At 28.9% G+C, this 23,700-nt stretch carries 22 protein-coding genes; 3 read left to right on the top strand and 19 right to left on the bottom strand.

Features of this window, described 5'->3' with window-relative positions; genetic code table 11:
• Window positions 1-29 precede the first annotated feature (29 nt).
• Complete coding sequence (locus KQI30_RS02785; protein ID WP_367397825.1) at window positions 30-239, top strand: cold-shock protein; 210 nt, start codon at window positions 30-32, stop codon at window positions 237-239.
• 113 nt (window positions 240-352) lie between these two features.
• Here the strand turns inward: KQI30_RS02785 and sdaAA are convergent, their stop codons facing one another.
• From sdaAA to KQI30_RS02695, 18 genes are all read right to left on the bottom strand, one after another.
• Window positions 353-1,255 (bottom strand): L-serine ammonia-lyase, iron-sulfur-dependent, subunit alpha, encoded by a 903-nt coding sequence (gene sdaAA, locus KQI30_RS02780; RefSeq protein ID WP_216461640.1) that lies wholly within the window; start codon window positions 1,253-1,255, stop codon window positions 353-355.
• A 40-nt stretch (window positions 1,256-1,295) separates the two neighbouring features.
• Entirely contained in the window at window positions 1,296-1,955 is a 660-nt protein-coding gene (sdaAB, locus tag KQI30_RS02775; protein ID WP_216461639.1) for an L-serine ammonia-lyase, iron-sulfur-dependent subunit beta, read from the bottom strand.
• Window positions 1,956-2,443: 488 nt separating this feature from the next.
• Window positions 2,444-2,761 carry a hypothetical protein gene (locus tag KQI30_RS02770; protein WP_216461638.1) on the bottom strand — a complete coding sequence of 106 codons (318 nt, stop codon included), beginning with the start codon at window positions 2,759-2,761 and terminating at the stop codon, window positions 2,444-2,446.
• 223 nt (window positions 2,762-2,984) lie between these two features.
• Window positions 2,985-3,452 (bottom strand): Imm30 family immunity protein, encoded by a 468-nt coding sequence (locus KQI30_RS02765; RefSeq protein WP_216461637.1) that lies wholly within the window; start codon window positions 3,450-3,452, stop codon window positions 2,985-2,987.
• Window positions 3,453-3,467: 15 nt separating this feature from the next.
• Window positions 3,468-3,713 carry a hypothetical protein gene (locus KQI30_RS02760; RefSeq protein ID WP_216461636.1) on the bottom strand — a complete coding sequence of 82 codons (246 nt, stop codon included), beginning with the start codon at window positions 3,711-3,713 and terminating at the stop codon, window positions 3,468-3,470.
• A 10-nt stretch (window positions 3,714-3,723) separates the two neighbouring features.
• Complete coding sequence (locus KQI30_RS02755; protein ID WP_216461635.1) at window positions 3,724-7,194, bottom strand: RHS repeat-associated core domain-containing protein; 3,471 nt, start codon at window positions 7,192-7,194, stop codon at window positions 3,724-3,726.
• A gap of 224 nt (window positions 7,195-7,418) precedes the next feature.
• On the bottom strand, window positions 7,419-8,327 hold the full coding sequence (locus KQI30_RS02750; RefSeq protein WP_216461634.1) for a GNAT family N-acetyltransferase: 909 nt from the start codon (window positions 8,325-8,327) through the stop codon (window positions 7,419-7,421).
• A gap of 99 nt (window positions 8,328-8,426) precedes the next feature.
• Window positions 8,427-8,687, bottom strand: coding sequence for a CD3324 family protein (locus tag KQI30_RS02745; protein WP_216461633.1), 261 nt, complete (start codon window positions 8,685-8,687; stop codon window positions 8,427-8,429).
• Window positions 8,688-8,714: 27 nt separating this feature from the next.
• A complete protein-coding gene (locus tag KQI30_RS02740) occupies window positions 8,715-9,758 on the bottom strand; it encodes a hypothetical protein (RefSeq protein WP_216461632.1) in 1,044 nt (347 codons plus the stop codon).
• 118 nt (window positions 9,759-9,876) lie between these two features.
• Window positions 9,877-11,139 carry a hypothetical protein gene (locus KQI30_RS02735; RefSeq protein ID WP_216461631.1) on the bottom strand — a complete coding sequence of 421 codons (1,263 nt, stop codon included), beginning with the start codon at window positions 11,137-11,139 and terminating at the stop codon, window positions 9,877-9,879.
• A gap of 10 nt (window positions 11,140-11,149) precedes the next feature.
• Window positions 11,150-12,133: a Gfo/Idh/MocA family protein gene (locus tag KQI30_RS02730; protein ID WP_216461630.1), complete on the bottom strand. Its 984-nt coding sequence runs from the start codon at window positions 12,131-12,133 to the stop codon at window positions 11,150-11,152.
• Window positions 12,134-12,148: 15 nt separating this feature from the next.
• Window positions 12,149-13,321: a radical SAM protein gene (locus KQI30_RS02725; protein WP_216461629.1), complete on the bottom strand. Its 1,173-nt coding sequence runs from the start codon at window positions 13,319-13,321 to the stop codon at window positions 12,149-12,151.
• Window positions 13,322-13,337: 16 nt separating this feature from the next.
• On the bottom strand, window positions 13,338-14,420 hold the full coding sequence (locus KQI30_RS02720) for a UDP-glucuronosyltransferase (protein ID WP_216461628.1): 1,083 nt from the start codon (window positions 14,418-14,420) through the stop codon (window positions 13,338-13,340).
• A 30-nt stretch (window positions 14,421-14,450) separates the two neighbouring features.
• Entirely contained in the window at window positions 14,451-15,776 is a 1,326-nt protein-coding gene (locus tag KQI30_RS02715; protein ID WP_216461627.1) for a hypothetical protein, read from the bottom strand.
• A 28-nt stretch (window positions 15,777-15,804) separates the two neighbouring features.
• A complete protein-coding gene (locus KQI30_RS02710; RefSeq protein ID WP_216461626.1) occupies window positions 15,805-16,038 on the bottom strand; it encodes an acyl carrier protein in 234 nt (77 codons plus the stop codon).
• A gap of 22 nt (window positions 16,039-16,060) precedes the next feature.
• Window positions 16,061-16,984: a 3-oxoacyl-[acyl-carrier-protein] synthase III C-terminal domain-containing protein gene (locus KQI30_RS02705; RefSeq protein ID WP_216461625.1), complete on the bottom strand. Its 924-nt coding sequence runs from the start codon at window positions 16,982-16,984 to the stop codon at window positions 16,061-16,063.
• Window positions 16,981-18,132 carry a glycosyltransferase family 2 protein gene (locus KQI30_RS02700; RefSeq protein ID WP_216461624.1) on the bottom strand — a complete coding sequence of 384 codons (1,152 nt, stop codon included), beginning with the start codon at window positions 18,130-18,132 and terminating at the stop codon, window positions 16,981-16,983. Before KQI30_RS02700 ends, KQI30_RS02705 begins: the two co-directional genes overlap by 4 nt.
• A gap of 21 nt (window positions 18,133-18,153) precedes the next feature.
• A complete protein-coding gene (locus tag KQI30_RS02695; protein WP_216461623.1) occupies window positions 18,154-19,122 on the bottom strand; it encodes a radical SAM protein in 969 nt (322 codons plus the stop codon).
• 147 nt (window positions 19,123-19,269) lie between these two features.
• Here KQI30_RS02695 and KQI30_RS02690 point away from each other — a divergent pair, with 147 nt between their 5' ends.
• Window positions 19,270-21,006, top strand: coding sequence for an ABC transporter ATP-binding protein (locus KQI30_RS02690; RefSeq protein ID WP_216461622.1), 1,737 nt, complete (start codon window positions 19,270-19,272; stop codon window positions 21,004-21,006).
• A 1-nt stretch (window position 21,007) separates the two neighbouring features.
• Complete coding sequence (locus KQI30_RS02685) at window positions 21,008-22,789, top strand: ABC transporter ATP-binding protein (protein WP_216461621.1); 1,782 nt, start codon at window positions 21,008-21,010, stop codon at window positions 22,787-22,789.
• Between the two features lie 115 nt (window positions 22,790-22,904).
• Here the strand turns inward: KQI30_RS02685 and KQI30_RS02680 are convergent, their stop codons facing one another.
• Window positions 22,905-23,438, bottom strand: coding sequence for a GNAT family N-acetyltransferase (locus KQI30_RS02680; protein ID WP_216461620.1), 534 nt, complete (start codon window positions 23,436-23,438; stop codon window positions 22,905-22,907).
• Between the last annotated feature and the right edge of the window lie 262 nt (window positions 23,439-23,700).

The raw sequence follows: 23,700 nt of genomic DNA, 5'->3' as shown, positions 1-23,700 counted from the left end.
TATTACTATATTTTCTACGAAGGAGCATCATTATGTCAGTAACTGGTATTGTTAAATGGTATAACAAAGATAAAGGATATGGTTTCATTTCTTGCAATGAAGGAAATGATGTTTTTGCACATCATTCACAAATTAAAGAACAAGGTACTGAAAAAGTTCTTCATGAAGGAGAAAGCGTATCTTTTGATATTGAAGAGGTAGAAAAAGGACCTATGGCAATAAATATACAAAAGCTATAGTGTTCTTATAATATACTTTTTAATTCTGAAAAGAAGCTATTTTATCAACATTGATTCAATAGCTTCTTTTCTTTCCATTCCTATATTTGAAACTTTCTCTATGACTTTCATTTTTAACTATCTAGTCCTATTTTTTCAGCAATTTTCATTGCTGTTGGTGTTACTGCCAATCCTCCTAATGCTGTTTCTTTTAATGATGCATCCATCTTATCTCCTACTTCAGCCATAGCGTCTATAACCTCATCAGGTGGTATTTTACTTTCAATTCCTGCCATAGCCATATCTGTACAAGAAATAGCATTAACTGTGCCTATAACATTTCTTTTTACACATGGAATTTCTACTAGTCCAGCAACAGGATCACATACAAGGCCTAACAATGCTTTAAGGGCAAGAGCTGCAGCATTGCAAATTTGTTTTGCATCTCCACCTTGAAGAAATGTTAATGCTCCTGCTGCCATTGCTGAAGCAGAACCTATTTCAGCTTGACAACCGCCTTGTGCTCCACTAATAGATGCCCTATCTGCTATAACTTGCCCTATAGCTCCAGATACAAAAAGTGATTTTACTATTTCTTCTTTAGTTGCTAAATTAGCTTTATAATATGGTATCAACACCGCTGGAATTACACCACAGGATCCTGCTGTAGGTGCTGCAACTATTCTTCTCATACAAGCATTTGATTCTGCCATCTTTAATGCTATAACCATAGCATCAGCTACAAAGTTACCACATAGTGCCGACTTTTTACCTTGTTTACATAAGTTATCTTCTGATTCTTTTTGATATTTTTCTAAAATACCTCCATCTGATCCTACTAATCCACTAGCTGACATTCGCTCAATTTTGTAAGTTTCAATAGTATCGCACATAGTATCAAAAGCATTCTCCATTTGACGAAAAGATTCCTCAATTGTTATTCCCCGTTCTCTAATATCATCATAAAGCATATATTGCCAAAAATCTTTTCCCTCTTTTTCACACCAATTAAGTATGTCATTTAAAGATATAGTCATATCTCTACCTCCCCTTGCGCTAAATAATTTATATTTTTACTTACATACCATTAAAATACGTTACTTTAAGAATTCCATCAATATTGTCTAGATATTCTACTACTTCATCTGGAATAGGTTGATCAGTCTCTAAAACCATAACTGCATTAGCACCTCTGCGCTCACGATAGAGCTGCATTGTTGCTATATTTACAGAATAGCGAGATAAAGTAGATGCTACCACTGCAACATGACCCGGTTGATCCATATTATGAACAATTAATGTATGAGTTTCACCATTAAAATTTACATCAATACCATCTATCTTATTAACCATAATGCTACCACCGCCAACAGAAGATGATTGTACCTCTATCTCACGACCATTAATCCCTTTCAATTTAATTAATACAGTATTAGGATGGGCATTCTTTATTACTGTTGTGCCTATAGTAAATGAAAATCCCCTTTTCTTCGCTATTTCATAACTGTCCGGTATATGGACATCATCTGGTTTCATACCAAGAAGTCCTGCTACAAGAGCCTTATTAGTTCCGTGTCCTTCTCCAGTTTTAGCAAAAGAGCCATGAAGAAGAATTTCAGCATTAACAGGTTCTTCCTTTAATAATGTTCTAGCCATTAAGCCAATCCTTACTGCGCCAGCTGTATGAGAGCTACTTGGGCCTACCATAATTGGCCCAATAATATTATATAACGCCATATTAACACCTACCTTTTCATATTGTTTCTTTAATTTCTTTATTTCTCCAATTAATCACAATATTCCTTCTTATTTTACTGTTTTCTTATTGTTCCCCACAGTAAAGATTTCAAGTATTTTTCTTAAAAAAATAAAGTTTTAAAGTATATATCTTTCAATTTTATTGATTGTTGCCACCTCATAGTTATACTTTATTGAAAAATTCTTGTAGCTTGCTACCTGGGATTGTTGTAGCTTACCATGGAATTCAACTCCTTTATTACCTATAACCTTAGTATCACTCTAACATAGCTTTCATCTGTTTTAGGACTCTTTCCATCTTCAATTAGACTTATCTTGAAATCTTCTACTATTTGATACATTGTTATTGCTCCTCTCAATTTTCTTAAATAGAAAAGAGTTAATGCTTCCTTGATTAGAAACATTAACTCTGTTATCAGATTTATAATATATATTTACTTTTCTTTTAGTTACATCTTACTGCATTGTTAAACTATATCTTCTGCAACATCTCCAGGATTTTCCCAATACTTTAACTTTTCCATTGCTCTTTCTAAATCATCCATATCATCATCTCCTAGTGTATTATTAAACTTTTCCGATAATATCTCCCTAATTCTTGCCAACCTATGTGTTACTTTCCATTCGTCGATAAACTTGGTGGTTTCTTTTTCATATTCTCTTGTATCTTTATTCATATAATACGCCCCCATATCATGTAAAGATATTAGAATTATTTCAATTTCTTTTAATATTTCTATAGTTTCATCCCCAGATAACACTATTTTTTCATTTTCTTTAATCATAGTTTTATTTTATCCTTTCAAATAAGTAGAATTGTTTAACCTAGGATTTCCTTCACTTATCAGCTTGAAGTATTTTTTCCCTTAGTTACCTTAGTTTTTAAAAATATTTGTGCTATTTCAGTAGCATTTTCTACATTATCTACTATCAATCTTACTGAATATAGAAAATAATGAGCCAATCTATTTTAATTGACTCATTACCTTATTATTAAAATTCCATATATCATTTTATATAAGTTAAAAATTTATTAACTGCTCGAGAAAATCTTTCCGGATTATCTTTTTTCACTTCATTCATTAATTCTATTAAAATCAATTTTAATTTCTCATCACAATTTTTAACTATTTCAATATACTCTTTTAAACTATTTTCATCATTTAGTATTCTTTTATTCATTATTTTTATCCATTCCTTAGCATAAGAATATACACTGGGAATTGAATCTATAAATTCTTTTAAAGTTAACTTAATATCAGCTATACGATCATATGACTCTATCGCATGTATTAGCCCGAACATAACCTCATCATCTTCTGTATTATCATCGAACCCTGTGCATAGGTATTTTATATCCTTATAATCTTCATTACTTAAAATATTTTCAATTGCACATTCAAATTTTTCTATTTCTTCATTAGTTCTTAATAATTTATTTTCATTTAGTATTCTTACTTCATGTAATATATTCATTTTCTTCTCCTTTATCTATTTATTAAATAAATTTGGATGGTCACTTTTATTTCTTTTAATTACATTTAAAAGTCCTTGTCTTATTTCAGGTGTATATATACCTTGTTGAATATATATCTTCCTAGCATTCCATAAGTCATATGCTAATGCATCCCTTGGATTTAGACTATAGTAGTAAGCTTTTTCAGCATCTGTCATATTCCTACCATAAGTATCTGTTAACCTATGACGACCTCCTGTCGCTGGTTGTTCCATATTCATAGAAATTCCATTATTTTTTTGAAACCCCCTTGTTTTTCATATATTCAGCAGATGGCATATGATGTGGTGTTAAGTTATCTCCTCTCTTTCCTTCATCTATTAATTCTTTATAAGTTCCTACATTACCTTCTCCTTTTAATAAAGGATTACCCGCACTCTCAGTACCACCAATAGCATTCTTAAACGTATCTTTAACCCTATTTTCATAAGCCTTAATCCCATCCATAAGGTTCTTACCCTTAGTGGAGTTACTCTCTATCTTATTTGATAATGTTCCTACTCCTGCTAATGATAATTGTGGACCACCAAAGTTTTTTAGATTATTACTTATATTATTTAATCCGTTTGCTACTTTATTTACCTTATTTTCAAGGGCTTCTCCCATCTTGTTCGTTACATCTACAAGATTTGTTTTTACTTTACTTACTGTTTCACTTGCTATCTTCGATGCTTTATTTTTAATAGCTGTTGTCATCTTTGATGTTTTTGACTTTAATAAATCTGATACACCACTTATACCTTTAGATAGTTTTGAGCCATATTTTCCTGATTTAATCTTACTTCCATGACTAAAAAGTTTATCTAATGCCTTAAATCCCTTTCCAGACTTAGTAATCTTTTTAGCATCAATCACCTTATCTACTGCTCTATAGGCTGCTCCTCCTCCTATTACCCCAGGAAGAACAGCACAACCTATATCTAAACCTAGTGCCACCCACTTCTTTATATCCTTTGGATTTTTACATATATCGTATATATCATATCCAATTGATAATACATCTAAAACAGTATCAACCCAATGACCAGTCGGATCATCATATATCAACGGATTGTTATAACAGTAAGTATACAAATTCAAACTTAACGGATCATTTTTATCCCCTGCATATGTATCTTCTTGTAAGAATCTCGCTATTGTTGGGTCATACATTCTTGCATTTAGATAATATAATCCTGTAGCTTCATCATATTGATATCCTGCATATCTTATTGGATTATCTGCTTCTCCGCTACTTTCAACTATTTCTCCAAAAGCATCGTAGTAGTATGATGCTACTTCTTTTCCTTTACTGTTTACAAGCTTAGTTACATCACCATGTCCATTGTATAGGTAATATAAGTTTTCTCCATTTATTGTTCTTAAGATTAGTTTGCTTCCATATACACTTCTAGCTTTTTCGCTATTTTCTCCATCTACTTCTAAGATTACTTTGTCACCTTCGTAAAGGTATCTTATTACTTTATCGTTAGATGTTTTTGAATCTCTATAGCCTTCGCTATTGTAGCTATAAGTTTCATGGACACCACTAGCTGTATTAATTTCTATTAGTTGATTATATACATCATAGTTATAAGTTGTTATTCCTTCATAAGCAACTACGCCATCTACATAAGTAGTTTCCACTTTTGATAATTGATTTCCATTATTATCATAAGTGTAATTTACAACTTCTGTTGTTATAGTTATTAGTCTATTTCTACCATCATATCTATATGTATTTAATGTTGTTTTACTACCTTCTGTTACTGTTTCACTTGCTCTATTTCCTGCTTCGTCATATAAATAGCTTGTTACTTTTCCTGTTGGTTCAGTTACTTTCCATAGTCTGTTTAAGCTATCATAAGCATACGTAGTAGTTCCTTTGCAATCTATCTTTGTTAAGATATTTTTAGCTCCATCATAAGTGTAACTAAAGCTTTCTATTACTGTTCCTTCTGCATTTTTATTTTCTAGTAGCTTTAATGTATTGTCTTCATTATAAGTGTACTCTTCAGAATATCCATTTGAAAGTGTTACTTTTTGAAGACTTCCATTATCATAGTAGCTATATTTTGTAATATCTTCTCCAGCTCTTACTTCTGCTAGTCTTCCTACTTTGTCATAGATTTTAATAACTTTATTTCCTTTTGGATCTACTGTTATTTCACCATAGTATCCATCTTGTAAGTTTTCTATTCCATCTACTACATCATAAGCATAAGTAGTTTTCCCTATATAAGGTACTGTCTTTGATGTTACCCTATTTAACTCATCATAAGTTCTAGATGTAGTTCCTTCGCTGTTAGTGATAGTTAATATATTGTTGTTATTATCATAAGTATATTTTACTACAGAATCTCCTACTTTTTCTTCTATCTTTCTTCCAAAGATATCATAGATATATTCTGCTACAACACCATTTCTATCTACCTTAGTTTTTAGTGAGCCATCACCATAATAAGTATAGATCTCTTCATTTTCTCCGCTACTTATCTTTTTAGATACTTTATTTGCTACATTATATTGATATGTTGTAATATTACCTTTGCCATCAGTTTGAGTTAACATGTTTCCATTACCATCGTATGTATAACATGTATTTTCATCGATGCCGTTATTGCTTACTGTTACTTTTACAAGTCTGTTTAAATAGTCATATTGGTATTTTGTAATATTTCCATTACCATCGGTTTTACTCGATGTATTTCCTACTTCATCATAACTTTCATATGTTGCTACGCCTATTGCATCTATTGTTTTTATTACTCTCTTGTTTTTATCATAGAAATATTGTTTTACATTTCCTAATGCATCTATTGATTTACTTTGAGTGTCATTAATATTGTACTCTAGTTTTTCAATAGTCTTGCCATTTGCATCAATCTTTTCTATAACCCTGTTTAATGGATCATAAACATAAGTTGTTGTATTACCTAACCAGTTAGTTTCAGTTAATTTATTACCATTTTTATCATAGGTGTAAGATGTTTTTTGTGTAACACCATTAACTACTATTGTTGATGATAATAGATTATTTAATGAATCATAAGTATATGTTTTTGTAGTTCCATTTCCATCAGTTTCACTTAGTTTGTTGCCATTATTATCATAAGTATTTGATGTTGCAACTTTCTCAGTGCCTTCTTCATTTTGTACTGTAGTAGAGAGTTCTCTTCCTTCATTGTCATAAGTAACAACTATTACTTTTCCTCTAGAATCTACCTTTCGTACTACTCGTCCTAAAACATCATATTGATGAATAATATAATATGCTTCAATACTGCTATCACCGGCATAAGAAACTATCTTTACTTTTCCAAAGTTATTATACTTATATGTTGTAATAACTCCATTACCATCGCCTTCTGATAATGCTTCACCTACTAGATTGTATGTTGATGTTGCCACTGTTTTTTCTTCGCTAGTTGTATCTGCTTTAACAGTTTTCTTAGCTAAATTTCCATTTTCATCATAATAATAGATTGTAACATTTCCCTTAGCATTAATTTCCTCTGTTACTCTATCTAATGCATCATAGTTATACTTAACAGTATAAGCTAATCCTCTCTCAGCACCATCAGCATCAAGATAAGTTAATACTTTGTTTGTACTATTATAAGTATAAGTTGTTCCATATCCATTATCTATCTTATCAGCTAGAGTAGTTCCTTCAGCACTTTCATAACCCAATGCATCAAGTTCCTTAATAATATTTACCATAGCCTTTTATCACTTGAGAAATTTATATATTTTTTACTCATTATTTTTTCTTCATAAAATCTACTTATTATTTAATTAAAATATCATATATAATAACTTGTTTTCATATTTTTCCTTTTGACGAAAAAAGGTAGCTTTTGTAGCTACCTTTTTTTATTGCCTCTTTTTATATGCTCCTCCTTCTGGAATAAAGAACTCATCTATCTAAGTCACTTTATATTTAATTACAAATACTTTGCTACCTGATAATAATGAGAAGATTTCTCAAATCCAATTGTATAATAAAAATCCATATCAGATATTACAATTGCTCTTTTAGCGCCCAAATCTGCACATCGATTCACTGCTTCATAGATTGCAGCTTTTGCCAGGCCTTTTTTTCTGTATTTAGGTATTGTTACAACAGGTTCAATATAAGCTGTTACATCACCAGGTGTATACCAAATGCCACAATGTGAAGCCCATTCTCCATTGGGAGACTTAATAAGTATTTTTAGTGAGTCATTCCAATGTGGTTCTCTAAATGCTACTGAATCATATGTGACATCAGGTTCTTCTTCTCCTTCATGATCAAATCCTTTATACAATAATTCAGCATATTTTTCATAATTCTTTTCAGTATCAAATGTTGTCACTGAAAACCCTTCTGGAAGTGAATAATTGCATTTATCATTTGCATTACATTTTAACTCCAGGATATCCTCTGGATAACCATCCATAACAAATCCCTTATCTTTTAAAAATTGTACTTGTACAGTATCTTCATCTTTAATTGCTGTTTTTACCCAGTATCCATTTTCACACCACTTATCAGTTTTGAATGTCTTTTCAGCATACTCATACATGTCATTATAAAGATGTTCATATCCTGGTTTGCATAGAAAATAGACAGGTGGATAATCAATATCAAAAATAACTACTCCTACTACTTCGTCCTCTTCCACCCACATTCCTATTAATGGTAATAATTCTGGATTGGTATAATCATGGTTGAGCATCCAATCAAGTCTGCCAATATGCCAATTTTCTTGCAATCCATTTCCAGTGTACTTTTCAAAAAAATGAGAAAGCATCTGATAATTTTCGCTAAATCGTTCTCCATTTGAATAACTTAAAAACTCAATTCCCCCCATAATTTTTCTCCTTCATGCTTATTTTTATTATTAAATGAACGTCTTCATGTTCTTCATAACTGAATCTCTCCTAATACAAATTCATTTGTTATCTTTTTACTACTTCTTATAAATTATCTTCCTTATAGTTTCCACAGATAAATTAAAATCTTCTGCTAACTCTTCCATAGATACACCTATTTTAAATTTTTCACATATTTTCTCATTTCTTTCTTCATAATATCGTCTAGCGCCAGAACCTTCGCCCCATTTTTGTCTTTCCTTTACTTGTGGAATATAAATCGCTTCCCCTGATGTATATTTTTGTATTTCTCGCAATAGCTTGTCCGGCAATATCTCTGAAGCATTTCTATATTTCATAAATATCCCATCCTATATAAAAAAGTATTATTGTTGTTCTCTTAAAAATTCATCAAAGGTACTATATTTTCTTAATTGAACATTATGATTCTTTATCTCAGAGACAATATATTCTTCTATCTCTTTACTATATTTAGCAAAGTTACTTAAATCATTATCATCAAAAGCTCCTAATAAATTCATTGGTTTAAGTCCTGCTTCCTCAGATAAAATATCAAACTCTATTTGCAAATAGCATCCCCATGAAAAAGCCTGTTCAACATTATTGTTTTTGCAAGCATATTCAATACGTCTAAAAGTATATCTACTTTCTTCATACCACCCTGCAAGTTCATCAAAATTATAACTTCTTGATACTTCTTCTACCTTAAATTCATTAAAGAAATCCCTTGTTTCATCTATTATATCGTGAGTCACTTTTAATATATCATCAACATCTTTGCCACCTATTATCTTTTCATAGTTTTCTATAAAATTCCTTGGCACCTTTTTTAATTCCTTAATTTGACTAAGTCTTTCTCCATAACCATAGTCCTTTTTTATATAAGTTCCATTAATTATTACTATAGCCTCACATAAATACTCAATAATTCCACCTGCTGCTTTTCTTACACTACAAAGTGACTTTTCAAACATCATAGTCTTATAAATATCCATTACATAATTTATTTTTTCTAATGACTTTTTATAAGCATATTCTTTATTTTTTAAATTATCGTATAAAGTCTTTCTTAGTATTTCAAAACGTTCTCTATCTGCCTCATTTCTAGCATATAAAATTTCGCTATCTGCTAAACAGAAAATTATTCCTTCATTTAATGCTGCTAATCCTTCTATTCTCTCCCAAGACATAGGAAATAAGTCGTATCCCATATCACCAATTATAAATGTTTTTGCAAGACCATATCCTCTATCTGTAGCAGGAATAAAAAAGTCAAAAGCCATTTCTTCTCCATCACTAGGTACTTTGCATGCCCCTTTTCTTCCTAATAATAAACTAACATCATCTTTATATTCATTCTCTATTTTCTTAATAGCCCAGTCAATTAAATCTTTATCTATATTTTTCATAAATTCTACCTCACCTATTTATTTCTAGAATAACAGCTGCTTTCTATATCTTAATTTTATAGAAAAAAAAGACAGCTAACAATGCCGTCTTTTTTTCTAATATATTTTATACCTTTTTTTAATAATCTATATAGGTATTAAGAAGTTCAGTAAATTCTACTGATCCTTTATAATTGAAATGTCCAGAATCAAAGTAATAATCTCTATTGGTATAAAGTTCTTTGTATTCCTTAAAATCTAATACTGTAAACTTAAAATCTTCCCTGAAAATCTCTAGAGTTCTATAAAAACTTTCCTTCCAAAACTTCTCTTGCTTTTGTAGATATAATTCTCTTTCATTATATTCTGGTATTAAAACAAGATATATCTTTATATCTTCATTAATTTCATTTAACAATTGAAGTAATTCTCTAAATACTGTTCTATTTTCCGCTAATGTTTTATTAAATTGTAATGTTTGTAAACTACTTGGTGTCTCAATTCTTTTTAATTCTTCTATTTCTTCATCAGTTATTATCTTTTCTCTATCACTTTTTAATGGAAAATCAGCACAATAATCCTTATATATATTTATATCTTTATAGTCATATGTAACATCTATTGCATCTACATCAAATAATGAGCAAAATACATCCATCTGATGTTGCCTAGCTTTATCTTGAAAAGAAGCATCATGATTTTCTTCATACATATGTTGCTTTTTATCAAGCTCTTCCATAATTGTCCCATTAAAGTTCTTATTATCATCAAAATTATGTTTTTCATCATCTCTATATCCACTGTTCTCGTAGTAAGATACTGCATTATTTGTCATTGAGATATCATAATTAAAATACGTATATGTATACATATCGATAATAGCATATTTAATATTTTTAATTTTTTCAGGATACTCATACACTAATGTCTTCAATTGTTTTAAGTTATAATATAAATCTTGCATTGGAATTGCTAGATTACAAAATTTCTTATCTAGATACTTAGGGTTAATCCCAACCGCACCATGACTTATTCCTAAAATCACACCTTCTATGTCATTTTCCATATTTGATAATATTCTATGACTTCTTTTCAATGGTAGCTCTAGGCGAAATGTCATTATCTCCTTATAAAATGAAAAGAACTTCCATATTTTATTCTCTTCTATACCAATGTCTATTAACTTTTTTCTTATTTTTTCTTCTCTTTCTTTATCCATAGATGAAATAATAATATAATCAAAATCAATATTTTTAATTTCATCTATGGAAATTAGATTTTTATCACTATATGTTCCCAATTTATAAAAGTCATCACAATAACCTACAATCTCACAATTGTCTCTTAAATTCCTTTCGATAACTTTTCTACTTCGATCTAAACCATATATTATTACTTTCATATCTTTCCCCTTAATTCACCTTATCATATGCCTTCTTATGAATTCTTTCACTTATATAAACTGTTCTTTTAACAGTTTCATATGGTATAATTTCTATCTCATTCTTCAACATCTTAACAAAATTAATTAATTGATTTTCATAAAAATTCTCTGCTTGAAATTCAACTTTCTCTTCTGTTTCTTGTGAAGAAATCTCTATAACAAACTTTCTTTTTCCAACATTACAAGCAAAAATATTTGGAACTACCATTTTCCCATTTTCAAATGTCAGTATATGATTGGCTTGATACTCTTTTTCAAAAGAAGCTATTACTTTTGCATTGACATCATTTTTGAATTTAACATTAGCTATAAATGTAGAATCTATTCCATTTGGTCCATTAAATTCTGATTCTCCATCATAAGATACAATATTCTCTACACCTAATATCTCATCTAAAAATTGTAGCCAATATATTGCAACATCAAAAAAACATCCTCCACCATACTCTAAATGAGATCTATAATTCTTATTTAAATCATAACTTGGTATAAACGTTATATTAGTTTCGATATCTAAAAGCTTTCCTAATTTCTCTTCTTTTATAAAATTGCTAATATACTTTTCCCAAGGATGGTTTCGTATCATAACAGCTTCCATAAGCTTCACATTATTTTTTGTACAAACTTCTATGATCTCATCAATATCAGATGATTTCGTACAAATTGGTTTCTCCACTATTATATGCTTTTTATGTTCTGCTGCTTTTATAATAAATTCCCTATGTAAATGATTAGGCAAACATATATAAACAGCATCGATATTTTCATCTGAAAACAATGCATCATAATTTTCATATACATTTGATATTTTGAACTTCTTTCCGTATTCCTTTGCTTTCTCATATTTCCTTGAGGCTATGCCATATATACATAAATCACTAACTTTTCTTGATGGCCAAATCATTGAAAGATATACTAAATTAGAACATCCCACTATTCCTAAATTAATCATCTTAAAACTCCTACCTTACTTTCCATGTAGATATAATAATATACATTTTGAACATATAGGCATAAGACCACAACCTATCTTTTCTCTACATTTTGTTATGATATCATTGTGCCATATTTCTTTTACAGTGCCTTCATTTATATTACCAACTCTAAATTCAGGGAACATTTTGCACATAACTACATTTCCATTAGCTTCTATATTCATTCTATTGGACATAGCAAGACACGTAGTTCTATGTTGAGCTGGTAACTCTTTTCCTAATGCAAATGGTCTTATCTCATTAGGTTCAACAGCTGGTTGTATTCTTATCCTTATCTTCCAAACTCTACTTTCGATTTTTGCTAATTCCTTCTCTAGTGTGTCGATAAGATCACTATTTAACCCATATGTATAGGAATGCCAACTAGCTGTACTTTTCTCATCTAAAGTATTGAGCCAAGCAAAGTTCTCTTTAAAATATACATCCATTTTTTCTGCTGTTTCCTTTGGTATATACCATGGGAAACAGAAATATACTGTATTTACACCAATTTCTTCGAAGTATTCCATAAAATCATATAACTTATCCACCATTTCATCGGTAATAACACAGTTTACAGAAACTTCTCCCTTATATATGCCTTTCTTTTTTAAATCTACAAGCATCTTTATGTTTTCTATAACTTTATTAAATGTACCTTTTCCTCTTACATTATCATTTTCAACTTGAAAACCATCAAGACTTATTAATAATGCTAAAGTATCAGAAATCTTTAATATAGAATCTAACTTTTTATCAAGCATTGTTCCATTAGTACATAATACAGTCCATCTTTTATCTTTTGATAAAATCTCTACAAACTTGTCCCAATTACTATAGCAAAAAGGTTCTCCACCCCAGATATACATATTGGATTTTCTATCTTTTGTTTCATCAAAAATCCTTTGTAATACATCTATATCTATTTCACTTAGTTGTTCTTTTTTATCAAGTTTTGTACAAAATCCATCTTCACTCCACTCAAAACAATGCTTACATCTAAGGTTACACTTGTATGTTAGTTGTATTCCTACTTCATCAGGCACATCTGTAGCATACGTACTGTCCATATGTCTTTCTTTATCTGTAACAGACATATTTCTTATTGTTCTTTTTAATCTATTAAAACTCTCTTCATCAAATTTAATTTTAGTTTTTGGTTGCATAATCTAATCACCTCTTTTACTTTAATTTCTTACATAATTCATCTACATAAAGGTTTCTATTTCCCCTAGCTTTACATAAATTATTGTGTAATTCTTCTAAAATATCCATTTTAAAACCTGACTTTTTAAATTCCTCATAACTTATAGCAAAGCCAAGTTCAATCCATAAATCTGCATTTTTTTGTTCATGTTCTCCAAATGGTTCCAATGTAATTATTGGTGTAGCTGCTGATAGTGAATCTACTAAAGTTGAACCTCCTGGCTTACTTATTACAGCTTTAACATTTCTCGTAACATCATAAAGTCCTGGGTATTCTTCCTTAAATTTAAATTTTGGTGTTTCATTATATTTCACTTCAGCAAATGGTGGAAATTCATATAGTCCCTTGGAATTTTTTATCCAAGGAGACCAATTTTCATCAAGGGCATAATATTTATTGTTACTATTCTCCTCTATTTCAGATACATTATAAGCAACAATACCTAAATAAATATCATGGTCTATAAGTTCAGGTATCTTACTTTGATATGTACCCATTCCCCATCCACCACCATGGATTAAAAGTCTATCCTCTCTTTCCTTAAAAGGTACAGGTGTCTCATCACTAACTACTATATCTTGAACAAGTTTCTTTTCATCATAGCTAAAAAGATATTCACTAGTACAGTACTCTGGATTTATATTTACTTTTTTCCATGATGGAGATATACAACTATCTATATGAAGACAATGGCATTTCACATCTACTTTTTTAACTCTTTCCCTATACTTTTCTATAACTGAAAGCCAAAATCCTGAAACAACAATAAATTCATGTATATCTTCTTCTATCCATTTATTTAGCAACTGTTCTAATTCATAATCGCCTACAGAATCCATTATATCTCCTGCTATTTTTTGCCCCATTTTTGCTACCTTAAAACTTTTATGGAAGGCTTCCTTGTTCTTATTTATTTTATTCTTTTTACTTTCTACTATTAGATTTTCAAGAACAAACACTTCAGAGGATACTCCTCTTTTCTTAAGATCTCTATTAACCAATAAACCGGGTATGTATACACCTAATGCTACTCCTGAGCATAATATTCCAACCTTCATAAATACAGATCCTTTCTCTTAATATTTTTGTTAATTATATACATTTATGAATAATCTTCTAAAAATATTTCTAAGTTCATTTTCAATATTAGCTACTTCACTAATACTTTTTGTAGCTATTGATAGATAAAACCGTCCTTTATATACCTTCTCTTCATCAAACTCTTTATCTATATCTCTATTTATAAACACAGTATTTGCAGACATTGGAATAACCCCTGATTCTCTTGCTGGATTAAATAACAATTTTTCTTCATCTAAATACTCAAAAATTTCATTAAAAGTTATTTTCCCTTTATATCCAATATTAAAAAAACATAAATGACTCTTTAATCCAAACTGCTCTAGATATTTATCCATAGCATTATTTATAAAGCCCATAGATTTTCTCCCATTAATCTCGATAATAGGGACTATTTCTCCATTTTTAAGAATCATAGAATCTACACAAACATCTCCAAAATATCCATCATTATATAGAGCTATTCCTACTTTTTTCATCATATCAATATAACCTTTATCTTCAAGCCATTTAATAAAATCTTCATCAGCTTTATAAGATCCACCATAATTAAACTTAAAATTAAGCATTTTTTGTACACTAACTAGGGAAAATTCTCCATCTTCCCTTATATTAAATTGGCAAGAAAAGTCCTCTTCCTTTTCCAAAAATGGTTCCATTATCAAACTAGTTTTTAGACCTTTTTTTTCTTGACTGGATATAAATCTTACCACTCTATTTAATATAGCTTCCGAATTGATAAATAAATTTCCCTTTCCAGAAACTCCATAAGGTTCTTTTAAAACTACACCATTACCTTTGTTAAGAATCTTATATTGTTCTAATATTTCATTAGAATTACTTATAATAGCCCCTTCATAATTTGCCTTTAACTTTTTGTTTAATTGATATGAATATACTTTAGAATTAATGTTTTTTATAACATCACAATTAATTTCTTTACACTTTATATTTAGTAATTCAGCTACTTTATTGTAACTAGGTATAATAGAATAACTAGATAAAACTGTATCTTCATCTATATATTTTTTTATTTCATCTATTGTGTCCTTATTTTCACTTATCTCCTCAAAAATGTTCCCATTTCCCTCAATATGCATATCCTCAGTACAATTAAATTGAAACCCTATGCTATTTAGATAAGTTTTTAAAATATTATTAAACTTAAACCGAGTTACTAATAAATCACCTTTATTCAAAAATGGGAACATAAGCTCGTCCATACATAAAATTATGTTATTAGAAGTACTATCACTTATTGCTGGAAGCTTAGTATATCCCTCTGTTTCCCAATATTTCTCTGAATTAAATTCAGCTGCTACAACATGATTCATATCTAAACAATACCTTTCAGTTAGGATTTTATAATGTTTCTAAAAATGCTGCGAATTTATTTATACTTGCTAAATTTGCATACTCTAATCTTTCAAAATTTATTTCTTTTCCAAACTCTTCTTCAATCATTAAAAGAAAATTTATCATTTCTAATGAATCTAATCCAACATCATCTATAATGCTTGATTCTCCTGTTAATGTATCTTTTAACTTTTCATCTTCCTTAATATCTGCTAATATTGCAATTATCTTTTTATCCATCTTAAACAACTCCTTAATATTTTTAATTATTTTCAAGTAATACAGCTACATATGTCAAGCTTGTACCTATTGCCCCCGATGTTACGAGCAAATATTTTTCTCCTTGCTTTACAAGGTTTGACTCATAAAAATCCTTCAAGTTCATAACAGTATCCACATCCCCTATATGACCACATCTTGATATGTTATTAACAAAAAAGTTTTTATAATCAATTCCTAAGTTTTTAGCATCTAATTTTGATAACATCTTATTTAAATTTTGAGGAATTATATATTTAATTTCATCAAAATCAATGTTATCTCTTTCAAGTAATTCTTTTATTGTTTCCTTCATATAAAAAGAAGCATTAGTTTTTTGCAAGTCTGTAAGCTTGGACATATCTAATGTATTAGTTTTTCTTTTAAAACTTCTTGAACAAGCATCAATAACTTTTATATTTCCCTTTTTCTCTAGTATCATCATTGCTGCTCCATCGCCTAATAATGTTACATTCTCAATTCTCTTTTTAACATCATAGGATCTACTAAAGGTAAACATCAAAATTTTCTTACCTTTATTACTACTTATTAGTGCATCTGCTAATTCCATAGAAGAAGACATTGTAGAACATTGTTGATTTACTGGAATAATAGACACATTTTTTATATTATATTTACTTGCTATTTCATGTGGTATAGATCCTGATTCCCAAAAAACTCTATCTGCACCATTACAGATAATATAATCAACATCTGATATATCATTGCCTTTTTCTATATATTTTGTTATTAGTGAATCTACCATTTCAAAATTTGACAAGTAATATTCGATAGCAACATTATCTAGTCCTCCAAAATCTATGAGAGACTTGCTATTTATCTCTTCATCATTAATAGCTACTAATAAATCTGCTGCTTTTTCATAATGGTTTGGTAAATAGTAATCTAAATAACTAATATCTATCATACCAATCCCTCCATCAGTTTCTTATCATATTCACGTTCTCTTGTCTTTTCTTCTTCTAAAAATACTTCCATATCTTCTTTATCTAGTCTTCTAGACATTGGATAATATAAAATTGTTCCATCTGTATATCCTAAAAGCTGAATCCATATATCTAAGTTAGTATCTTCTACATAATCATGTACAATAACTTTAGACATTGGCATATTTGATAAAATAAGAATTGCATCCTTCACAAGTTGGTAATCCTTTTTGTTTCTAAACTCTACCACATTACTAGCAACTTCAAGTTTTTCTAGCAACTTATAAGCTTTGCTATCACCTTCTAAAAATCTATAGGCGCTTTTCTTATGCATATTTAAAGCTTTAGGATGTTTACTTATAAAATAATCTATATTTTTTTCATATCCTGGTATCTTTTTAGCAGATATTATAAGATCATTTCTCATTCCATGATATTGATGATATACCTCTAATTTATTATTTATTACTATTTGAATTTTCTTTTTATATGCAGAGTATCCAAATTCAATATCTTCAATGCCCCATTCCTTGAAATTCTCATCAAAGCCTCCAATTTCTTCTAAGGTTTCTCTCTCAACAGCAAGATTGCAAGAATAACAAAGTAACCAAGGACACATTGAAGCATTGGCATTATAAGATGATGATTCATACATAAAATATCTACTTTCTAGCATAGGAAAATTCTCTTTATCAAATTTATATTTCTCATATATTTCTCCTGTAGCTATATCATCAAATTTGATAGATTCATTTAGCATAAATCTATTTCCTAATACCAATATATCTGATGCTTCTTTAAAGCATCTTTCTAATTCTTTTAGATATGTTCTTCCAACAATTATGTCAGAATCTATATAAGCAATTATATCGCCTTCAGCATTTTTCCATCCATGATTTCTAGTTCTTGCCCTGCAAGAATCTTCATTTCTTTCAAGATAATAATACTTTAACTTATAATTCTTATTTATTCCTTTTATATAACTATATGTGTCGATGCTTGATCCATCATCCACTACAACAACTTCATAATCATTCTCATCATAGCCTTCTTGATAATTTAAAGCTTCTAAAGTATTTCTTAACAATTCTGCATTATTATACGTAGGCATAATTACTGTAAACTTCATGGGAATTTCCTCCTCTGACGATTAATTATAGATTCTATCGTAACAAGTATTAAGACATCCTTCACACTTTTTATTTAATGCATCTTTACAAAATTCTAAATAATGTTTGCAAGACACTATCTTTTTAAGCGATGTTTCTCTTATATTTCCTGATAACTCTTTATCACCCCAACAAGCATGTACTCCACCTACAACATCTATAGCACAGCTATTTTGAGGCACATCACACCCGTATAACGGCATTAGTTTTTCTCCTTTAAAGAAATCTATAAACTTCCTTAAATAGTTCTCATGACTAAAATCTATATCCTTGCTCTTTACATAAGTAATAATTTCTTCTATTGTATCTTTTACTTTATCCATATCTTCATCTTTTATCTTTAGATCATTTACGTACTTATTCTCTGGTCCAAACATATAAGCATTATATGGATTTATTGAGATAGATTTTACATTAAGCTCTTCTACTAGATACTTTATAAAATCTAATGTAGTACTGTAATTTAATCTATTTAATGTTATATTGACTCTTATACAATTAACTGAATTATATTTTTGAAAAAGCTTTATTGCATTTACTGTTTTCTTAAAGCTTCCTTCTCCCCTAATATAATCATTTAACTCTTCATTGCCTTCTAATGAAAATACAACATCATCTAGTCCAGCCTCCACTAATTTTTTAGCCTCATCTTCGCCTATTAATACTCCGTTAGTCATCATAACAATTCTTTTTACACCAATTGACTTTGAATATCCAATTATGTCATAAATATCCTTTATCACCATAGGTTCTCCACCAGACAACTCTAATCGTTCTAATCCGAGTTCTCTCGCTTGTGAGATTACACTTTTTAGTTCTTCTGTAGTCATAGCATCTACATTCTGTGTACCAACGGTATATTCACACATTTTACATTTTAGATTACAAAATGGCGTAACCAACAAATTGATAGTTTTTAAGTCTACTTTAAGTTTTTTCTTAAAAATCATTTTTTCCCCTCCTTTTTATAATACATATAATACCACTTCTTACATATTAATTCTATATTTTTTTGTATTTTTTTATGTTTATTATATTTATTTTGTCAGTTTTTTAGTATATTATATAAATATATATAATTTCTAGGAGAACCATTTATGAAAAATTCAAAATTAATACGAAATTACTTAAAACCATTCAGGAAGGAATATATATTTCTTTTATTTGTAGTAATTATAACTTCACTAGCGAATATGATTAATCCATTTCTCTCTGGAAAACTTGTTGATGAACTAGCAGGTAATAAAAATTTATCACTATTACTTTCAATACCAGTTATTATGTTTTTTGTTGTAGTAATAAAAGGAGCATTAAATTATTTTTATCAAATGAGATTTGAAAAAATTTCTCAAACTGTTTCTTTAAACTTAAAATCAGATCTTTATAAAAAGCTTCTTGATTTAGATTTTTACTACTATAACAATACCAATACTGGTGAGATTATGACTCTAATGACCAATGATGTAGGTACAATAAAAGAATGTATATCATCAATGATTTATACAATATTATCAAACTTATCTTTATTTGTTTTCGCCATAATATCTATGGGAATAGTAAACTTACCATTAACATTATTGATGTTTATAGTTTGTCCATTTATCTTGTATTTGACTTTTAGAATGAATACAAGTCTTGCTACACCTTTTTATGAAATACGTGATTGTTATGCGAAATTAAACTCTGTTATAGAAGAAAACCTTAGCGGAAATAAAACTGTTCGTGCATTCAATCGTGGTGATTATGAAATTAAAAAGTTCAACATTGAAAATAACGACTATAAAACTAAAAATTTAAAAGTAGCAACTATAATAGCAAAATATATATCTCTTATAGAAATGTTCTCTAACTTTCTTAGTTTGATATTACTTCTAGTTGGTGGAATATTTATCATTAGAGGTTATATGACAATAGGAGATCTTACAGTTTTCAGTAGCCTTATATGGGCTCTTAATACTCCTATAAGTGTTATTTCTTCTTCATTAAATAACATTCAAAGATTTATAACATCATACTCAAAGATAAGTGAATTATTTAATTATGAATGTAAAATTAATAATATTGAAAATCCAATACCATTCTCAGGTATGAATGAATCAATAGTTTTTGATAATGTTTCTTTTAAACTCGGTGATACATATTTACTTAAAAACATATCCTTTGAAGCAAAGGCAGGAGAACAAATAGGAATAATAGGATCTACAGGATGTGGTAAAACTACATTAGCCAATTTAATATGTAGATTTTACGATCCTTCCGAAGGGAATATTTTTATCGATGGTAAAAATATAAAAGATTTTGATTTAAAATTGTTTCATAAATCAATAGGAATTTCAATGCAAAATCCTTTTCTATTTTCTGAAACAATAAAAACTAATATATGTTATGGAAATCCATCAGCTTCTGATTCAGAAATTGAAGAAGTAGCTAAAACATCACAAATTCATAACTTCATTGATAGCTTATCAGATAAATATGAAACAATAATAGGGGAAAAAGGGGTTGGACTTTCCGGCGGTCAAAAGCAACGTATATCTTTAGCTAGAACTCTTTTGACTAAACCATCTATTCTAATTTTAGACGACACTACTTCTGCAATAGATGTAGTAACAGAAAGTAAAATACAAAAAGCCCTTAGAAAAAATGAAAATAGAACAACCTTTGTAATTTCTAATAGAATTTCTTCAGTACAAAACTCTGACATCATTTTAGTTTTGTCTCAAGGGAAAATTATTGAACAAGGTACTCACGATGAGCTAATACAAAATGGCGGATATTATTATGATACTTATAAACAACAAATGGATAATATTTCAGAAAAGGTAGGTGTATAAAATGTCTAAGAATAAATACGATGTAGATGAAGTGCTAACAAAAGAATTTCATAAAGGTCATTTAAAGCAATTATTAAAATATATACTTCCTTATAAAAAATCTCTTTTTATATCACTTTTCCTTATGCTAATATGTAGTTTTATGGGATTAATCTGCCCATATCTTTCTAAGTTAGCAATAGATACAGCTATTCCAAATAAGGATATTAAATACTTATTTATATTATCTGCAATTTTCTTAGTTGCCATGATTGTATTACGTTTATGTATAAAGTATAGAATATTATATATGGAGAATTTTGGACAAACAATACTAACTGATTTAAGGAAAGATTTATTTACTCATTTACAATCACTATCACCCAATTATTATGATTCAAGACCAGATGGTAAAATTCTTATTAGAGTGGTTAACTATATAAACTCTCTAAGTAATCTACTAACTAATGGTTTAATTGATCTTATATGTAATATTGTTACTTTAGTTATTTCTATCGGTTTTATGTTTTATCTAGATTTAAAACTAACACTTATCGCATTAATTAGTGTTCCTCTTGTTGTTATAATACTTACAGTAATAAAAACCTTTCAAAGACCTCTTACTCAAAAACTTAGCATTAAGGACTCTAATTTCGTTGCTTTTATAACTGAACAAGTAAATGGCTTAAAAGTAATAAAAGCTTTTGTTACTCAAAATAGAAACATTAACATATTTAATAAACTATCCACTGATGTTGTTGATATATCATTAAAATCTGCAAAATTGAACTTTTTAGTATGGCCATCAGTAGAAAATATTTCTGTTTTTATTGTATCTACTATATATATTGTTGATGCTATATATTTTGATTGTTCCATAAAGCTAGGAGTTCTTTCTGCTTTTATAACTTACTTTTGGAGCTTCTGGTCACCAATTATGAATATAGGAAACTTTTATAACTCATTTGTAATTGCCATGTCACAAATTGAAAGAATTTTTGAAGTTTTTGATGAAAAACCATTAATTTATGATACAGAAAACTCTAAAGATATTGATATCACTAAAGGTAGTGTAGAATTTAGAAATGTTAACTTTTCTTACGAAGAAGATACACCACTTATTAAGAATATGAACTTTTTTGTTAATCCGCATGAAACCATAGCCCTTGTAGGTCCTACTGGTGCTGGAAAAACAACAATTACAAACTTAATAAGTAGATTTTATGATGTACAATCTGGTGAAGTTTTGCTAGATGGTGTTAATATTAAAAACTTTAAAATATCATCATTAAGAAAACAACTAGGGGTTATGCTTCAAGACACTACTATATTCTCTGGTACTGTAATGGATAATATAAGATACGGAAACCTAGAAGCCAGCGATGATGATATAGTAGAAATCTGTAAAATTATGAACATTCATGATTTCATTCTCGGCCTTAAAGATGGATATAATACTGTAATAAAAGAAGGCGGCTCAGAACTTTCTCTAGGTCAAAAGCAATTAATTTCTCTAGCAAGAACACTAATTGCAGATCCTAAAATACTTATATTAGATGAAGCAACTTCAAATATAGATACTAAAACTGAAACCCTACTGCAAAAAGGACTGCAACCACTTTTGAAAAATCGTACAACATTTATAATAGCTCATAGATTATCCACTATAAAAGAAGCATCTAGAATAATGTATATATCAAATGGTGATATCATTGAATTTGGTACACACGAAGAATTAATGAATAAACATGGTGAATATTATACTCTTTATACTTCACAAAACATTAAATTGCAATACTCTTAAATATTTATTATAAAAGTAGTGATTTTCGTACAAGCTACTTATGGTATATAAATACATCGATAAAATAAGCTGTCACATGTGAATCTTAATCGTTATTGTGACAGCTTATTAGTATTTATATTAACTTTCCCATCAAAATTGAGTTATAGTATTTTTCCTTCACCAAAACATCTCTTATTAATATACCTTCCATTACAAAGCCACATTTTTTATACAAATCTATCGCTTTTTCATTGTCATCTCTTACAATAACTGAAAGTTTTTTTGTTACTCCATTATTAGTAGCCCACTCTATAACTTCATTCATAAGGAAGTGTCCAATTCCTAAATTCCAATATTTTTTCATTACGCTAATAGATACTGTTGATACATGATGTGTTCTCTTTCTTTTGGTGGATCTTACCATGGTTACAGCTACAATTACATTATCTATAGTTCCAACTATTATAGTTTCATTGTCACAACTAATGATATTTTCAATTATCTTTTCCTCTTCTTCTATTGAAATACCAAACTCATTTTCTCCAAAACTTAAAAAATCACTCTCACCTGCAACTTTATTACAATACTCTACTATAGCTTTTGAATCCTCTTTTACAACTTCTCTTATAACTAATTCCTTATTATCCTTTAATATGGCTCTTTTCATAATATCCCCCCTTTATATTCTAAGATAGTGTAAAATTTATTTACACTTCTTTCTTTAAAAATCTTTATATATCAAGGTTTTAGAAGTTTTTTTGCATAAAAAAACAACGACCCCCTGATTTCTATGTTAAAATTGAATCTACCAACAAACAAAAATAACTTAGAAAGGTTGTCGTTATTGTGGATTCAATTATAACTTATTTACTAGCATATAATCAATATTTAATTAATATAATTTTTCAATTACTCATATTTATTTCTAA

It is taken from the genome of Clostridium bornimense (assembly GCF_018917145.1).
In the GTDB taxonomy this organism is placed as follows: domain Bacteria; phylum Bacillota; class Clostridia; order Clostridiales; family Clostridiaceae; genus Clostridium_AN; species Clostridium_AN bornimense_A.
Note: the sequence above shows the minus strand (reverse complement) of the source record. Positions and strands in the feature narration are given on the sequence as shown.

What these genes read in the sequence shown, in the direction of transcription:
- KQI30_RS02715 (WP_216461627.1), bottom strand. Translation starts at nt 15,776, where the DNA reads ATGAATCATGTTGTAGCAGCTGAATTTAATTCAGAGAAATATTGGGAA.
- KQI30_RS02720 (WP_216461628.1), bottom strand. Translation starts at nt 14,420, where the DNA reads ATGAAGGTTGGAATATTATGCTCAGGAGTAGCATTAGGTGTATACATA.
- KQI30_RS02745 (WP_216461633.1), bottom strand. Translation starts at nt 8,687, where the DNA reads ATGAAATATAGAAATGCTTCAGAGATATTGCCGGACAAGCTATTGCGA.
- sdaAB (WP_216461639.1), bottom strand. Translation starts at nt 1,955, where the DNA reads ATGGCGTTATATAATATTATTGGGCCAATTATGGTAGGCCCAAGTAGC.
- KQI30_RS02700 (WP_216461624.1), bottom strand. Translation starts at nt 18,132, where the DNA reads ATGAAGTTTACAGTAATTATGCCTACGTATAATAATGCAGAATTGTTA.
- KQI30_RS02770 (WP_216461638.1), bottom strand. Translation starts at nt 2,761, where the DNA reads ATGATTAAAGAAAATGAAAAAATAGTGTTATCTGGGGATGAAACTATA.
- KQI30_RS02710 (WP_216461626.1), bottom strand. Translation starts at nt 16,038, where the DNA reads ATGGATAAAAAGATAATTGCAATATTAGCAGATATTAAGGAAGATGAA.
- KQI30_RS02735 (WP_216461631.1), bottom strand. Translation starts at nt 11,139, where the DNA reads ATGAAAGTAATAATATATGGTTTAGATCGAAGTAGAAAAGTTATCGAA.
- KQI30_RS02730 (WP_216461630.1), bottom strand. Translation starts at nt 12,133, where the DNA reads ATGATTAATTTAGGAATAGTGGGATGTTCTAATTTAGTATATCTTTCA.
- KQI30_RS02695 (WP_216461623.1), bottom strand. Translation starts at nt 19,122, where the DNA reads ATGATTTTTAAGAAAAAACTTAAAGTAGACTTAAAAACTATCAATTTG.
- KQI30_RS02755 (WP_216461635.1), bottom strand. Translation starts at nt 7,194, where the DNA reads ATGGTAAATATTATTAAGGAACTTGATGCATTGGGTTATGAAAGTGCT.
- KQI30_RS02685 (WP_216461621.1), top strand. Translation starts at nt 21,008, where the DNA reads ATGTCTAAGAATAAATACGATGTAGATGAAGTGCTAACAAAAGAATTT.
- KQI30_RS02740 (WP_216461632.1), bottom strand. Translation starts at nt 9,758, where the DNA reads ATGAAAAATATAGATAAAGATTTAATTGACTGGGCTATTAAGAAAATA.
- KQI30_RS02750 (WP_216461634.1), bottom strand. Translation starts at nt 8,327, where the DNA reads ATGGGGGGAATTGAGTTTTTAAGTTATTCAAATGGAGAACGATTTAGC.
- KQI30_RS02705 (WP_216461625.1), bottom strand. Translation starts at nt 16,984, where the DNA reads ATGATAGATATTAGTTATTTAGATTACTATTTACCAAACCATTATGAA.
- KQI30_RS02760 (WP_216461636.1), bottom strand. Translation starts at nt 3,713, where the DNA reads ATGAATATGGAACAACCAGCGACAGGAGGTCGTCATAGGTTAACAGAT.
- KQI30_RS02690 (WP_216461622.1), top strand. Translation starts at nt 19,270, where the DNA reads ATGAAAAATTCAAAATTAATACGAAATTACTTAAAACCATTCAGGAAG.
- KQI30_RS02765 (WP_216461637.1), bottom strand. Translation starts at nt 3,452, where the DNA reads ATGAATATATTACATGAAGTAAGAATACTAAATGAAAATAAATTATTA.
- KQI30_RS02680 (WP_216461620.1), bottom strand. Translation starts at nt 23,438, where the DNA reads ATGAAAAGAGCCATATTAAAGGATAATAAGGAATTAGTTATAAGAGAA.
- sdaAA (WP_216461640.1), bottom strand. Translation starts at nt 1,255, where the DNA reads ATGACTATATCTTTAAATGACATACTTAATTGGTGTGAAAAAGAGGGA.
- KQI30_RS02725 (WP_216461629.1), bottom strand. Translation starts at nt 13,321, where the DNA reads ATGCAACCAAAAACTAAAATTAAATTTGATGAAGAGAGTTTTAATAGA.